The following is a 13,969-nucleotide window of genomic DNA, read 5'->3' as shown; positions in this document are numbered from 1 at the left end:
CATGATCAGCGCTGCTTGCTTTAAAATGTCCACCTCCATTTTAAGACGTTCATTTTCTTTACGTAATGCAATAAGTTCATTCTCTTCAGTAGACCGATTGTCTTTCTCTGAGAATGATCCTGACTGCTGGTATTGCTTAATCCAGCGATCTAGTACAGAAGCACTTAGTTCGTACTCATCTGCAATAGCTGCTCTTGCTTTTCCATTTTCGTATAACTGAACCATCTGTCTCTTAAATTCAGCAGTAAATGTACGTCTTTGTCTTGGCATAGTAGATCCGCTCCTTGTTATATTGCTCTTATTCTACTAGCCCTTATTTTTTCTGTCCAACTAAGTGTAGCCGATCCAGGTGTTAGACAGCCAAGGAACGGAAACATTAAAAATATACTTAAAAAATATGTTGTAGACAAAGAATTTATTGAAGATTCTGAGCCGTTTGACTTAATTAATTTAATGTACACAATGAAGTGGTTTATTGCTCACGGAACTAGACAACCATATTATTCCTTCTCCAATGATTTTCCCAATTCGTTCAATGTGTTTTTAATAGTATTAAAATTACAAGACTATCTAGAGATTTACATGGACAAGGGCGATGATGTCGAAAATCTTATTCTTCAAAGTCTATTATTTACAAGGGATACACATATAGATCGTTCATTGATACGTCAACATATTTTATTTGAAGAGCTGTCAAGAGATATTAATCGATTTGATCCAAAGGAATATATCGACATACATAGGGTTTTCAATGAAAAATATGGATACACAATATCTGAATATATTTCAACGATTATTGTGTTAAATAGTATATGTATAAATGAAAGAACACTTGAAGAAGTTATGGGTCAAACTGATTGGGGTATTGATCCTGAATTATATTTCGATAACACTCTTATGAAGGACAGGGCATTATTAGTTTTTGATGATCTTTGTGTTGATCCTATCACGCTAAAGAATTGGGCGAAAAGTACATTAAATAACCCCTATGACTTTGAGCCGTTGTTAATAAATCCGATGTTTAAGTCTAAAAAATTAGCATATCCAAATTCTCCAGGAAATATGAACGCAGTCATTTTTGACGGATTATTTTTTAAAATTAGAAATTGTTTCGATTTAAAAGATGAATCATTTTTTAGATTTTTTGGACGATTATTCGAACACTATATTTCTGATCTGCTTAAAACAGCAGTCGATGAAGCGAAAATTAACACATACAAATTCATTGAAGAATTTAAGTACGGAAGAGAAAATAAGCTTTCTTCGGATGCTTATATCCTACTAGGTAAATCTTTATTAATTATTGAATGTAAAAGTGGGAGAATTAGAAAAGAAACAAAGATAGCGGCTGATGAAATAACAGCTAAAAAAGACTTTCAGAAATTTGTGATAAACCCTATAAAGCAAGCAAATAAAGTCTATACCGAAATTATTAGATTAGAGCCTCAAATCTTTGAGGGGGTGAATAAAGTCTTTATACTGTCTGTATCGAGTCATTCATTCCCCAAAGTGCCGAAGTTTAACAATAAAATTTCCGATAAACAGTGGCAAAAAAAATTACACTCTACGATTAAACAGGTCGATTACTTAGGAATATTAGAAATAGAATTAATTGCCTACATAATTAAAAATATGGATGAAAGCATCTTTAAATTTATACAGACAAAAAAAATGTATGATGAATATATCCCTTATACAAATTATTACAACCAAAAATATGGAGAAATTAAAAGAATGAATAATCAAAATCAGAAACTTAAAGAGGTTTTTGAAAATGTGAAAACTACACTTGGATTAAAATCATAAACTAACATTTCAAAATTTTAATTGATTAACCATCGAGTAACATCAACTCGGTGGTTTTGTGAGGTCATTAATGTCCTATTTAATTATGTTGAAATGTCGATATAGTCCTCCCTATTAAAGGATAGTTAAACTACCCAATATGTTTATTTCAATATCAAAATCGAAACATGTATTCACAGGAAGCAAAATCTATACTCATCCACTTTACTAAGTTTTCTAATTTCGATTAGATCAAAGAAAGGTTTGGGGTTGGCTTGACGTGATCTTTGTAAATTTATATTCGAGTTTCATTTGACTGAGGGTCAGTCAAATGAATATAATGGAAATAACTAAAAATGGAGGTGGGACATGAGGACAACGAAAAAGCCCGAAGAGCGACGGAAAGAATTTATGGATACTGCCATGGCATTGTTTTTAAAAAACGGATACGAAAAAACGACAGTTGAGGATATTACCCAATCGATGCAAGTTGCAAAGGGAAGTTTTTATTACTACTTCAAAACCAAACAAGATGTATTTGAAGCCTGTATCTACTCCGTAGCAAGTGGAATTGTCGACAAATACCTTATGATCTTAAACAATAGTGATAAAACGGCTGCCGAAAGAATCATAGAATATATCGAATTGAATTTCCACTTATCTGAAAAGGGGCAGTTGAACGATATTTTTGAGACGATTCACTCTCCGGTGTTTGAAGCCGTTCATAGCCGAGTGGCTGCAGAAAGCATGAAAGAATTGATGCGTTGCTTTACGTCCTTAATTGAATCTGGAAAAGTGGATAGCGGGTTCCAAACAGAGGATGCTGAATTTACTGCCGCCGCACTTCTAGGCGCGCTTCAAGAGGTACACCATTTACTGTCCAGAAGAGTAGGCGAATCATCAGAACGTCAGCGGAGTTTAATTTATAGTCTCATTGAACGCATTGTTGGCGCGAAAATTCGATAAGAAGGGTGAGTCACTCATGGACAAAGCAACCGTTCGTATAGAAAGATTGGAATTCCAGAGCAGTGGGACAACTTGTGTCGGTTATTTTTATCGTCTGGATCACGATAGTCCCAAACCATGTATTATTTTAGGTTCTGGATTTGGAGGCACGCAGGACACGCCGAGTCTGATCGCAGCTGCCACTGCCTTTGCTCAGGCGGGGTTCTGTTCCTTTACTTTCGATTATCGTCACCTTGGTGAAAGCGACGGGCTACCTAGACAAATTGTAAGTATTTCAGGACAACAAGAGGATTTTTTATCTGCAATTCGGTTTATCCGTGATCATCCAGCAGTTGACGAACATCGCTTAGGCCTATGGGGATCGTCGCTTGGAGGCGGGCATGTCATATCCGTTGCCTCAAGGGCATCAGAAATTACAGCTGTTATCGCGCAAATTCCGTATAACGGTTTTCCGAAAAAAAGCACACATTCTTGGTGGCAAAGGTTAAAACTCTTAAGACTTATTCGCAAAGATCAGAACCGTGCCAAGAAGGGACGCGAACCGCTCTACATCCCTATGGTCGGCAATACTGGGGAACTGGCTATTATGGTAGGAAGCGATGCAGCCAGAACGATTGCAGGTATGCAATCCAGCACATGGCGCAACGAGATCGCTCCAAGAGTAATTATGGAGATGGCGAAATATAAACCAAGCAGCACAGCAGACAAAGTTAAAGCTGCCGTGTTGATCTGCTATGGTGAATTTGATAAAGAGACGCAGGGACCGCAGACGAAGGAATTAATAGAAGCGCTTCCCACGGTTGAGGTTAAGGTTTATCCTGCTACTCATTTTGAGTTTTATGAGCCTGGAGTAAGGGATGGTATTATTTCTGATCAGATCACATTTCTCAGCAAAGTTTATTCGTAATTAATGCTTAATGATTAATGCTTACTAATTTGGAAGTTGGCAAACTGAATTTTTGCATCTTTAATTTCAGCGTAATGTTTGCGATAAATACCCCATTTCGGACGGATAATGTTTGCCCCATCTATCCACATGTCTTGATTTGCGCTATAAGGAGGCATTACGTCTTTACCGTCTAACGTTTTTAATGTCATAGAAAGGAATCCATGATCTGAATTTACAACGGTTACGGTTGCTTCAACCCAGACATCTCGATAATTCGTAAAGTCGACTTGACTTAGTACTTTACGCTGGGTATTATCCGTACCTTTAGGATTGTGATAAAATTTTAAAACGTTCTGATCTAATGAAAAGGTGAGCAATGGAATATCATCATTTTGTCCTATAGCTTTATATTGAAACATAGCAAAAAAGTGTGCTTTTTTAGGGAACTCAAAGTTTTCATCTAATTTAAATTTCCATTTATACGTGTAGTTCGAGTCTTTAGGGGCTTTTAGTTCAGCGCGAGAAGCGTTATATACTTTCACTTCATTACGTTGACTCGTATTGTTTTCTAGTGGATCGGTGTTTTTGACGATGAATTCAAATGCATGTCCGACACTAGGGGAGTTTACTTCGAAAATACGATCACTAGCAGCACCATCCACTGGTTTGGGTCCAAAATGATCTTTGAATATTTGATATGCATCCTTACCGTAATTAGGCCCGTCTGCATTGACGGTTAAGGTAAATGAGGCAGCGGATACAACCGTTGACATCAATCCGAACATCATAGTGAGCATAAGTAGAGTAACACTTTTTTTCTTCAAATATGATCTCCTCCATAAATTAGGTTAGGTAATTTAATCCATATAAAATTTTAGTTTATAATATCTAGATAATCAATACGTCTAGGTAAGGCTAAAATACGCTAACAGTTGCCATAGAGCTTATTCCGTGTAAATCGATTTATTTTAAAATGTAAAGGACGTCACAGCGCTTATTAGTCGGATGGAGCGCAGTTTATCAACATTGTCGCTTAAATAAGCTCGTCTACAACCGTTACATTTATATGAAGGGTTATTTTATGAAAATAACGTCCATGGTGCTCGTTAGAGGAAGTAATGGACTGAATCCGCGTTGTAGATGGCCTTCAATCACATCCAAATCCTGTATTAATAGTCAGTAGGCGTGAACTAACATACGTAGAGCATCCACTTTCATAAAAAGTAACGAAATCAGTATAAACGAAACAAGCTGACTCCGGTTGAAAATACCGTTGCCAGCTTGTTTGTTGCTGCTCAATTTCTACTAATTTGAAAACTTGGCCAATCTGAGAGACTGCTTAACAAAGCGAATTATTATTGTGCTTGCCATAAGGAAGGGGATGAACTCGGTGTCCAACCAGCTTGTGAAGTATGTGCTTGGATACACTTATACGTCACGCCATTATAAGAAACTAAAGCATTCAGCGCATACGCTGTGTTAACTGCCCATGGCGTAGCTGTAGAAACTTGAGCGGTTGTGACGGTGATGGCATTACTATTGCCGGATTCATTGAGCGATGGGTCGATTGCACGAACGGTATACGTATAGGACGTATTTGGTGTTAGTCCCGTAATGTATTTACTAGTAGCTGGACCTGTTACGGTTGCCACAACAGTCGAGCCGCTATAGATGCGATAACCTGCGATTCCGGCTGCATCTGTTGATGCATTCCACATAAGTGTAAGCGAATTCGTGCCAGCAGGTCCCATTACATGCAGCCCTGTCGGATTGGTCGGAGGAGTTACATCGTTCTGGAGTGGACTGGTCGTTACTTGCACACTATTGCTGGCGGCAGAACGATTACCAGACGGATCATAGGCTTTGACGGTGAAATTGTAGGTTGTCCCTGCAGTTAAATTCGTTACCGTCGTACTGAGCTGATTGCCTAGTACCGTAGCCATGGGTGTCGTGTTCGATCCTGCATAAATTTCATAACCTGTAATTCCATTTTGATCGGTGGAAGCACTCCATGATAATGCAGCTGTTGTTGTACTAACCGCACCAGAAGTCAAATTGGCAGGTGCTGTAGGTGCTGTATTATCGGCTGCCCCGAACTGTACGTCAATGACGTTGTACCAGGCCATTGGTGTATTTGAAATATCCCAAACCGCTAGGATGATATGATAGCCTGTTCTAGCAGGCACATTACAAGTATGGGACAGCGTTGTTGGCGGAGCTTGTCCATTTCCTTGAACGGTACAGAACGGAGTAAGATCAAGTTGTGCGCGCGATAGCGGTGCATTCGGATCCCAATTCGGCTTCGTAATAAAATAACGGTAGCTAGTCGTTGCATGCGGTGCAGTAAATTTCCAAGTAAATGTATTTGTGCCGCTGCTGATGCTCGCTTTGTTCCAGCGTGTAGCGGTTTGAGCATCTAAATTGGCAAAACCAGCTAGACCTGCACTCGCAATTTTCCCATCAGCTGGGCCAGCATTAGGGAATCCCTTATAACCTTCAAGGCTTTGCGGCTCATGTACAATAGACCCACAATTCGTATTTAAACCATTTTTACACTGGATTGCTCGACTAGCTGGCGAATCTACGTAACCATGAGCAGAAACCGATTTTGCAGACGCAAAAATACCAGCTAAAATAAGCAGCGCACCACCACAAACAACCAACACACGCAGCATGTGACCCCGATCCATTCGAACATTCATCGTCATAACATTACCTCCCAAGTTTTTGGTATGGTATTGTATCCACCCATCTCCTCACATCTAGTAAGTAGCGTTATTAGCTGCCTCCTTTCATTCACATTGACATGCATATAGATCATTTATTGCTTAATGATATCAACTCCTTGTCAGACGATTTATATAAACTCTACTGAGCTTATACACGATGTGGGTACGTAATGATGAAATCAATTTTGGACTTTTTCATATAGCAGGATGGGTTAGGGGGCAGTACTAGGTTACTTTTGCAGAAGAGTGAATTTACTTTTAGTTGAACGGCAGGGTTTTCATTTGAGTATAGACTGAGGAATAGTAGACAACTCTATCATAATGCAATCGCTTACATTTGTGCACTGAGATTTTAGAACTATTATCAACAAGCTTATTGTGGGCCCATCTGATAAGCTTAACGACCTATGTAATGATAGGATTTGTCTGAAAAGATATTCCTCCTGCGTAAAAATTCACACAATCTTTGACGAATAAAATTTCGTTTTCAAGAAAAAGCTCTATTTGTGATAAAAATGCTCAAATATTCCACAATCAGAGACCTTTTCCTGTGGAATTTAATTCCCAGTTGACACGACACCTAATGGTGTCCTAAAATCAAATCGTCACCAAATGGTGTCCAATTAGTTGCAATTAACATGTAACTTGATACGTACGATTTGCGAAGTGAATAGAGGGAGATGAAGGAATGGGTTTCTTTAAAGATTTTTTCTCGATATTCAAAAAGAGAGAGTTGTTATTTCTAGACAGTCAGAAAGAATCAGAAGATGTATATTCTTTTCTATTTGAAAAAGATAAAAATCTAACCTGGAAAGCAGGGCAGTATGGTCTGTTCAGTATTACGCATAGAACCACCAAAAATGCTACAAAACCATTCAGCATAGCATCTGCACCTACTGAGAATATTGTTAAAATCACAACGCGTATCGGCGACGATCCAAGTGACTATAAGAAAGCGTTGTTAGAATTAAAACCGGGTATGAAAGTGAAGATGAGCGGACCAGTGGGGACTTTTCAGTTAGATGACGACGCTCCTTCGCTTCTGATTGCAGGTGGAATTGGCATTACACCATATCGGTCGATTCTAAAACAGATAGAGGCAGAAAGGAGGGCGGGCGGGAAAGAGAGAGAGCTACTTTATTTAGATAGCACACAGTCATTTATCTACAAAAATGAGCTTGATGAACTGGCTAGCCGTACTTCCATATGTGTAACTTATTTGGATTCAAAAGATGACTTACATCAGGAAATAGACAAGTTTAACGACTTATATAAAAACAATGGTATGTACTTTATTGCAGGACCGAAGTCAATGGTAGATTCGCTTTCTAGTTATTTACAAAACAAGCAGGTTTCAAAACGGAATATAAAAAAGGATTCCTTTTACGGGTATTAAGTAATAATGATAGTAAAGGCTGACACAACACCAATTGGTATCCTATAATCAAAAGACAAGAAAAGTCGTCCATTTAGGGTCTAAGCGTTGCAGGCGCTAGATCCGATAACATTACTGGCTGTCCCTTGATAAAAGGAGAGGGTGTTGTGAGCGAGAACAAACTGTCGCGGGATGTGTTTACCGCGATTGCAGATCCAACTAGACGCCGACTGATTCATCTATTATCAGAAGCTGAAGAATTACCGCTCCATGATTTAACGGTACATTTCTCAATGGGCCGCACAGCGGTATCCAAGCATTTAACCATTCTCAAAGAAGCAGGGCTAGTCCTTGATCGCAAAGTCGGCAGAGAAACGCGATTTAGACTTAACGCCGCACCACTCAGAGAAATTCAAGATTGGGTCGCTTTCTACAGTAAATACTGGAGTATGAATATGATGCGTTTGAACGAACTATTAGAGGAGGAAGAAACATGAGTTTAACATTAGAATTGGATTATCAGTATACAACATCGATTGAGAAGGCTTGGGAAGCCTTAACCGATTCAAGCAAATTAGCGAAGTGGATTACGGAGAATGACTTTAAACCCATCGTAGGTTATCGTTTTCAATTCCGCCATCAACCATCCGAATATTGGGATGGAATTGTTGACGGTGAAGTACTTACCGTGGAACCACCGCACAGGTTGTCCTATTCTTGGGCTACCGGAAACGAAAAGCATACGGTTACTTGGACGCTGCAGGAATTAGGGGACGGCAAGGTTAACCTTCATCTTGAACAAACTGGATTCACAAATGAGCATGGACTCGGAGGCGCGAAGTACGGCTGGAGTGCATGGTTCGACAAGTTTGAACAGGTGTTGGAGCAATAACTTGACTTGTTATTAACCTGTAAGGCATAAAAGACCAGTTACAACAACTGGTCTTCACCCTCTATATAATAAGCTGATTTCTAGGTAGAAGCAGGCAAGAGCTGATTAGCCCTTATATTCGGGAATAGGCTCAACAACTATAATATGGTTAGATCTATCCATATAAGACACTTCCATTTTAATTAAATCAGCAGTCCAGTAAGCAATACCTGCTTCTCCGGCTAATGTAATAAATGTTTCAAAATCAATCTGCCCGCCTTGGGCTTTTTTTATTGCGCTCTTAATTCCTTCCTTAGAGGAGATTTCATTGACCTTTTTAGGGATGCCATTTAGTTGTGTTTCTATGCGGATGTTACCATCTGTAAACACATAAACGCCACGATCCACTATAAAATCATACTGTTCAATTCCTAATTGTTTAAATCCGTGTACAATCTTCGGAAAATCTCCTGCATGTTCTTCACTAGTTGCAACATTCAAAATACTTTCTTGATTAAATCGCATATGAGTAAGGCCTCCAAGTTATTTCGTCATCATCAAATGTTGAGGAAGAATATTTATTTAAGAAATAGGCAATATATACGTTGACAAATGCAGGAACTAATATTATTATTCAATTAACACTTTGGTAATTGTTAAAAGAATGAAAGGATTGTCCTTATACATGTCAAATAAAGAAGCTCTAGCACAATATGATGTAAAACAATATCGTACACCAGATGGTTATACATCTGACATCGCTGTATTTACCATAATGCCTGTTACAATTAAAGAATTCAAGCCGCCCGTGATGGATCTCAAGATTATGCTCATTCAGCGGAGTATGCTGAACAGTGAAGGCCAGCCCAATATTGAAGCAGGGAAGTGGGCCTTGCCTGGTGGATTCGTAAACCCAGATGAGACTGCCTATGAAAGTGCCAAACGTGAGCTGCAAGAAGAAACAGGCGTTGATAACATTCACCTTGAACATTATGGAGTATACGATAAACCAGGGCGTGATCCAAGAGGTTGGATGATTACGAACGCACACTTTGCGATCGTTCCCGAACATAAGTTGTCCCAAAGACAGGCAAATGATGATGCTGCAGATGTTCAGTTGTTTTCCATACAAGAAGTTATGAATCTCGATCTGGCTTTTGATCACGCACAAATTATCACTGACGCCATTCATGTCATTCGTCAGAAGCTGCTCGAATCGACGGTAGCTAAGGAATTTCTACCTGAACAATTCACATACTCAGAGCTTCAAGCCGTTCTCCTTACGGTTACTGATGATTCCGCCATTGCGATGGAATCGGCATTTGCAAGAAAGATCAAGTCTTTACCCTTTATTGAAGCGATTGCAGGTCAGAAAACAACGCGGACCTCGAAACGACCGACACAGCTGTACCGTTTCGTGGACATGGATCTAAACAAATCTATTTATCACACCAAAATATAATTGATTGACAGCAGGTAAGAAAAGATGGTGACTAATAAGTAAGTAGCACTACTTCGCAAGTCGATATGTAATGAGTGAAGTGCTACAATACCTTTATTGTCACTACTCTTTTTTACAATATACAATTAACAATTATGCATTAGTTAAGTTAAAAGGAGGAGTACGATATGGAGAACAAAAAAGCACTTATAAATATTGACTATACGAAAGATTTCGTTGCTAGCGATGGGGCATTAACTTGTGGGACTCCAGGGCAAGCGATTGAGCGACGAATTACTGATATTACAAAAATGTTTATTCAAAATGGTGATTTCGTTATTTTCGCTATCGACATGCATAAGGAGAATGATCCGTTTCATCCCGAAACGAAACTGTTTCCACCGCACAATATCGAGGGAACCGATGGCCGCAAGCTTTTCGGACAACTGGAGGATCTGTATCAAGCGAATAAAGACGCCAAGAACGTCTATTGGATGGACAAAACCAGATACAGTGCATTTGCTGGGACGGACTTAGAACTGCAGCTTCGCGCAAGAGGAATAAATGAGCTTCATCTTGTAGGAGTCTGCACGGACATTTGCGTACTTCATACCGCCGTAGATGCGTACAATAAAGGTTTCCATATTGTTGTGCATGAAGATGCGGTTGCAAGCTTTGATGCCGAAGGACATGTATGGGCACTTAGACATTTCAAAGGCTCGCTTGGAGCAGCTGTCGTAAAAAAGGAGGAAAATGAAGATGAATAAACTCGAGCTTTCCGTACTCAATTATAGTGATGACAGTCACGCGCTGCACACCGATAAATATCAAATTAATATGGCGCAAGTATATTGGGAAAATGGCGATCATAATCGTAAAGCTGTGTTCGAAGTATACTTCCGCAAGCTTCCGTTCCAGAACGGATATGCGATTTTTGCGGGCCTAGAACGAGTTGTTCGATATTTGCATAACTTTCGATTTACCGAAAGTGACCTAGATTATCTTCGAGACGAAGGATACCGTGAGGAATATTTAGACTACCTTCAGACCATTCGCTTCACAGGCACCGTTCGTTCGATGAAAGAAGGGGAATTGGTATTTGCAAATGAAGCGATTATGCGTATTGAAGCCCCGCTCGTAGAAGCACAACTATGTGAGACTGCGATACTTAATATTATTAACTATCAAACCCTTGTGGCAACAAAAGCTGCGCGCATTAAACAAGTAGCCACTGAGGATAATTGCATGGAGTTCGGAACTCGCAGAGCACAAGAAATGGATGCCGCGATTTGGGGTACGAGAGCTGCATACCTTGCAGGATTCGAAGCAACGTCGAATGTAAGAGCCGGAAAGTTATTTGGAATCCCAATCTCGGGAACACACGCCCATTCCATGGTTCAAGCTTATCGAGATGAATATAAAGCATTTAAAGCCTATGCTGAAACGCATAGAGACTGTGTATTTCTTGTTGATACTTATGACACTCTGAGATCTGGCATCCCTACGGCCATTAAAGTAGCAAAAGAATTTGGTGATCGTATCAACTTTAAGGGTATTAGACTAGATAGCGGAGACTTAGCGTATTTATCGAAGGAAGCTCGTAAAATGCTTGACGAGGCAGGCTTCCAACAGACCAGCATCTATGCATCGAACGATCTGGACGAACACACGATCATGAACCTAAAAGCACAAGGGGCTAAAATTGACGTGTGGGGCGTTGGCACAAAGCTGATTACAGCGTATGATCAACCCGCTTTGGGTGCTGTGTACAAGTTAATCTCGATTGAAGACGAACATGGAGAGATGGTTGATACGATTAAAATCAGCTCGAATCCTGAAAAAATATCGACCCCTGGTCGCAAGCGTGTATATCGAATTATGAACAAGGCTAATGGAAAATCGGAAGGTGACTACATTGCACTGGAACAGGAAGAGCCGCAAAATGAACAACGTTTGCACATGTTCCATCCCGTCCATACGTATATCGCCAAATTTGTAACGGAATTTGAAGCGAAAGAGCTTCATCACACCATCTTTGAAAATGGAGACTTGGTATACGATTTACCTACGCTAGAAGAAATCAGGGGCTTTGTACAAGAAAATCTCAATGTATTGTGGGATGAATATAAACGAACACTCAATCCAGCAGAGTACCCTGTTAATCTCAGTCAAGCATGCTGGAATAACAAGATGCGATTAATTGAAGAAGTTCGAAATAAAGTGCAAGAAACACTCGAAGACTAAATGGTAAAAGTACGAAAAGGAGGCTGTATGCGATGGCGAAAATCGGAATATATGGATCATCCTTTGACCCAATCACGAATGTCCATCTTTGGACAGCAAGCACAGTAGCACATCGCTGCAAGCTTGATAAAGTAATCTTTCTGCCTTGTTCCAGCAAGCGACAAGATAAACCAATTCATGTTTCTGATGAACATCGTATTAACATGGTTCACATCGCGGTTGAGGGTAACGATAAATTTCAAATTGACGATTTTGAAATGAATCAACCCGCTTGGGAAATCGCAACCTACCATACAATGAATCATTTTCGTGAGAGATATCCGAATGACGAAGTGTATTTCATTATGGGCGCTGATCTTCTCGTAGATATCGGTGAAGGAAAATGGAAACGGGCTGAAGAGCTCATTCGTGAAAATAAGTTTATTGTCATGGCAAGAGACGGCATCAATATGCTATCTGCCATTAGCAAATCTCCCATTCTTCGAAATGCAGACGATGGTCATACATTTCATTTGATCGACAAGGGACTAGCCATGGAGATTAGCTCTAGTTATATTAGAGACGAATTCAAGATGGGTGGAGAACCCCGCTACTTGGTTCCCGATAAGGTTTACGACTACATTCAAATTAACCATCTATACCAATCATAAAGGGGCAGCGAGATATGAGTAAGCAAACCGAAATCATCAACGCACTGCATGTACAACACAAGATTATACCTTCGGAAGAACTTCGTATTAGAGTGAATTTCCTTAAAGATTATTGCCGCAAAACGGGGGCTAAAGGATTTGTTCTGGGCATTAGCGGAGGGCAAGATTCGACACTCGCAGGACGATTATCTCAATTGGCGGTTGAAGAGCTTCGTGCAGAAGGCTATGAAGCAACGTTTATTGCAATCCGTCTGCCTTATGCAACCCAACGAGATGAGGACGATGCTCAACTGGCTTTGCAATTCATAAAGCCGGATCGTTCGTTGACGTTAAATATTGAGGCACCAGTAAATGTGTTTGTGGAAGCTTATGAGAAGGCAGACAGTAAAACCCTTACGGATTTCCATAAAGGCAATGTAAAGGCAAGGATGCGTATGATTGCACAATATGCTGTGGCAGGAGAACATCAGTGTCTAGTTGTTGGAACCGATCACGCCGCCGAAGCTATCACAGGTTTCTTCACCAAGTTCGGGGATGGTGGAGCTGACTTACTCCCGTTAGCTGGACTTACAAAAGGTCAAGGACGTGAACTGTTAATTGAACTACATGCAGAAGAACGATTGTATTTTAAAACACCAACCGCCGATCTTCTCGACAACAAGCCGCTGCAAGCCGATGAAACTGAGCTTGGAATTGAGTATGCCGTGCTTGATGAATATCTTGTTGGCAAGGAAGTTGCTCCAGAAGCGAAGATCCAAATTGAAGGGCGCTACACGAAAACACAACATAAGCGAGAGCTACCGGTATCACCATTCGATCAATGGTGGAAGTAATTTAAGACCGGAAAGTGCAAGGCACATAATAACATTTAGCTATTAAAATGGCTGCATAAATTAAGATTAGTACAAGATCCGTAGGAAGCACTGATCTGGACCCTTTGTCAAGGACACATTCAAAAGAAAGAGCTTATGGGTTTTAAACTGCGGACAAAAGATGATTTCTGTACTGTACAGGAGTCA

At 40.0% G+C, this 13,969-nt stretch carries 15 protein-coding genes; 11 read left to right on the top strand and 4 right to left on the bottom strand.

The features are described from left to right. Window positions 1-270, bottom strand: a 270-nt coding sequence (locus H580_RS0114350; protein ID WP_028595394.1) for an IS3 family transposase, incomplete at its 3' end; no start/stop codon positions are given. On the opposite strand from H580_RS0114350, the gene H580_RS0114345 reads away from it, so the two are divergent. The 3 genes from H580_RS0114345 (at window position 259) to H580_RS0114335 (ending at window position 3,658) form a co-directional block, all read left to right on the top strand. Beyond that, window positions 259-1,806 (top strand): hypothetical protein, encoded by a 1,548-nt coding sequence (locus H580_RS0114345; RefSeq protein WP_028595393.1) that lies wholly within the window; start codon window positions 259-261, stop codon window positions 1,804-1,806. The genes H580_RS0114350 and H580_RS0114345 overlap by 12 nt on opposite strands. A 348-nt stretch (window positions 1,807-2,154) precedes the next feature. After that, entirely contained in the window at window positions 2,155-2,751 is a 597-nt protein-coding gene (locus H580_RS25540; RefSeq protein ID WP_028595392.1) for a TetR/AcrR family transcriptional regulator, read from the top strand. A 16-nt stretch (window positions 2,752-2,767) separates the two neighbouring features. Beyond that, entirely contained in the window at window positions 2,768-3,658 is an 891-nt protein-coding gene (locus H580_RS0114335) for a serine aminopeptidase domain-containing protein (protein WP_036605297.1), read from the top strand. A 14-nt stretch (window positions 3,659-3,672) separates the two neighbouring features. Here H580_RS0114335 and H580_RS0114330 read toward each other — a convergent pair whose 3' ends face one another. Together H580_RS0114330 and H580_RS0114325 are read right to left on the bottom strand one after the other, a co-directional pair. After that, the gene (locus tag H580_RS0114330) at window positions 3,673-4,464 is read right to left on the bottom strand and encodes a heparin lyase I family protein (RefSeq protein WP_028595390.1); all 792 of its coding nucleotides are present in this window, start codon (window positions 4,462-4,464) and stop codon (window positions 3,673-3,675) included. A gap of 531 nt (window positions 4,465-4,995) precedes the next feature. Next, a complete protein-coding gene (locus H580_RS0114325; protein WP_028595389.1) occupies window positions 4,996-6,348 on the bottom strand; it encodes a lytic polysaccharide monooxygenase in 1,353 nt (450 codons plus the stop codon). 709 nt (window positions 6,349-7,057) lie between these two features. Between H580_RS0114325 and H580_RS0114320 the strand changes: the two genes are divergently transcribed. The 3 genes from H580_RS0114320 (at window position 7,058) to H580_RS0114310 (ending at window position 8,636) form a co-directional block, all read left to right on the top strand. Then, window positions 7,058-7,765 (top strand): FAD-dependent oxidoreductase, encoded by a 708-nt coding sequence (locus H580_RS0114320; RefSeq protein ID WP_028595388.1) that lies wholly within the window; start codon window positions 7,058-7,060, stop codon window positions 7,763-7,765. A 146-nt stretch (window positions 7,766-7,911) separates the two neighbouring features. After that, a complete protein-coding gene (locus H580_RS0114315) occupies window positions 7,912-8,241 on the top strand; it encodes an ArsR/SmtB family transcription factor (RefSeq protein WP_028595387.1) in 330 nt (109 codons plus the stop codon). Then, window positions 8,238-8,636: an SRPBCC family protein gene (locus tag H580_RS0114310; protein ID WP_028595386.1), complete on the top strand. Its 399-nt coding sequence runs from the start codon at window positions 8,238-8,240 to the stop codon at window positions 8,634-8,636. Before H580_RS0114315 ends, H580_RS0114310 begins: the two co-directional genes overlap by 4 nt. Window positions 8,637-8,741: 105 nt before the next feature. Here H580_RS0114310 and H580_RS0114305 read toward each other — a convergent pair whose 3' ends face one another. Beyond that, window positions 8,742-9,140 carry a DUF1398 family protein gene (locus H580_RS0114305; RefSeq protein ID WP_028595385.1) on the bottom strand — a complete coding sequence of 133 codons (399 nt, stop codon included), beginning with the start codon at window positions 9,138-9,140 and terminating at the stop codon, window positions 8,742-8,744. A 160-nt stretch (window positions 9,141-9,300) separates the two neighbouring features. Between H580_RS0114305 and H580_RS0114300 the strand changes: the two genes are divergently transcribed. The 5 genes from H580_RS0114300 to nadE all read left to right on the top strand — a co-directional run bounded on the left by H580_RS0114300 (window position 9,301) and on the right by nadE (window position 13,783). Beyond that, window positions 9,301-10,077 carry an NUDIX hydrolase gene (locus H580_RS0114300; RefSeq protein WP_028595384.1) on the top strand — a complete coding sequence of 259 codons (777 nt, stop codon included), beginning with the start codon at window positions 9,301-9,303 and terminating at the stop codon, window positions 10,075-10,077. A gap of 167 nt (window positions 10,078-10,244) precedes the next feature. After that, the gene (locus tag H580_RS0114295; protein WP_028595383.1) at window positions 10,245-10,823 is read left to right on the top strand and encodes a cysteine hydrolase family protein; all 579 of its coding nucleotides are present in this window, start codon (window positions 10,245-10,247) and stop codon (window positions 10,821-10,823) included. Further along, entirely contained in the window at window positions 10,816-12,300 is a 1,485-nt protein-coding gene (locus tag H580_RS0114290; RefSeq protein ID WP_028595382.1) for a nicotinate phosphoribosyltransferase, read from the top strand. Before H580_RS0114295 ends, H580_RS0114290 begins: the two co-directional genes overlap by 8 nt. 32 nt (window positions 12,301-12,332) lie before the next feature. Beyond that, complete coding sequence (nadD, locus tag H580_RS0114285; protein WP_028595381.1) at window positions 12,333-12,950, top strand: nicotinate (nicotinamide) nucleotide adenylyltransferase; 618 nt, start codon at window positions 12,333-12,335, stop codon at window positions 12,948-12,950. A gap of 14 nt (window positions 12,951-12,964) precedes the next feature. Further along, entirely contained in the window at window positions 12,965-13,783 is an 819-nt protein-coding gene (nadE, locus tag H580_RS0114280) for an ammonia-dependent NAD(+) synthetase (RefSeq protein WP_028595380.1), read from the top strand. Window positions 13,784-13,969 lie beyond the last annotated feature (186 nt).

This window comes from Paenibacillus assamensis DSM 18201 (genome assembly GCF_000422445.1).
In the GTDB taxonomy this organism is placed as follows: Bacteria; Bacillota; Bacilli; order Paenibacillales; family Paenibacillaceae; genus Paenibacillus_B; species Paenibacillus_B assamensis.
The sequence above is the reverse complement of the archived record's forward strand: the minus strand, read 5'-3'. Positions and strand labels throughout refer to the sequence as shown.

Excerpts from the sequence above, each read along its gene's own strand:
- H580_RS25540 (WP_028595392.1), top strand. The coding sequence starts at position 2,155 with ATGAGGACAACGAAAAAGCCCGAAGAGCGACGGAAAGAATTTATGGAT.
- H580_RS0114335 (WP_036605297.1), top strand. The coding sequence starts at position 2,768 with ATGGACAAAGCAACCGTTCGTATAGAAAGATTGGAATTCCAGAGCAGT.
- H580_RS0114325 (WP_028595389.1), bottom strand. The coding sequence starts at position 6,348 with ATGACGATGAATGTTCGAATGGATCGGGGTCACATGCTGCGTGTGTTG.
- H580_RS0114320 (WP_028595388.1), top strand. The coding sequence starts at position 7,058 with ATGGGTTTCTTTAAAGATTTTTTCTCGATATTCAAAAAGAGAGAGTTG.
- H580_RS0114310 (WP_028595386.1), top strand. The coding sequence starts at position 8,238 with ATGAGTTTAACATTAGAATTGGATTATCAGTATACAACATCGATTGAG.
- H580_RS0114305 (WP_028595385.1), bottom strand. The coding sequence starts at position 9,140 with ATGCGATTTAATCAAGAAAGTATTTTGAATGTTGCAACTAGTGAAGAA.
- H580_RS0114300 (WP_028595384.1), top strand. The coding sequence starts at position 9,301 with ATGTCAAATAAAGAAGCTCTAGCACAATATGATGTAAAACAATATCGT.
- H580_RS0114295 (WP_028595383.1), top strand. The coding sequence starts at position 10,245 with ATGGAGAACAAAAAAGCACTTATAAATATTGACTATACGAAAGATTTC.
- H580_RS0114290 (WP_028595382.1), top strand. The coding sequence starts at position 10,816 with ATGAATAAACTCGAGCTTTCCGTACTCAATTATAGTGATGACAGTCAC.
- nadD (WP_028595381.1), top strand. The coding sequence starts at position 12,333 with ATGGCGAAAATCGGAATATATGGATCATCCTTTGACCCAATCACGAAT.
- nadE (WP_028595380.1), top strand. The coding sequence starts at position 12,965 with ATGAGTAAGCAAACCGAAATCATCAACGCACTGCATGTACAACACAAG.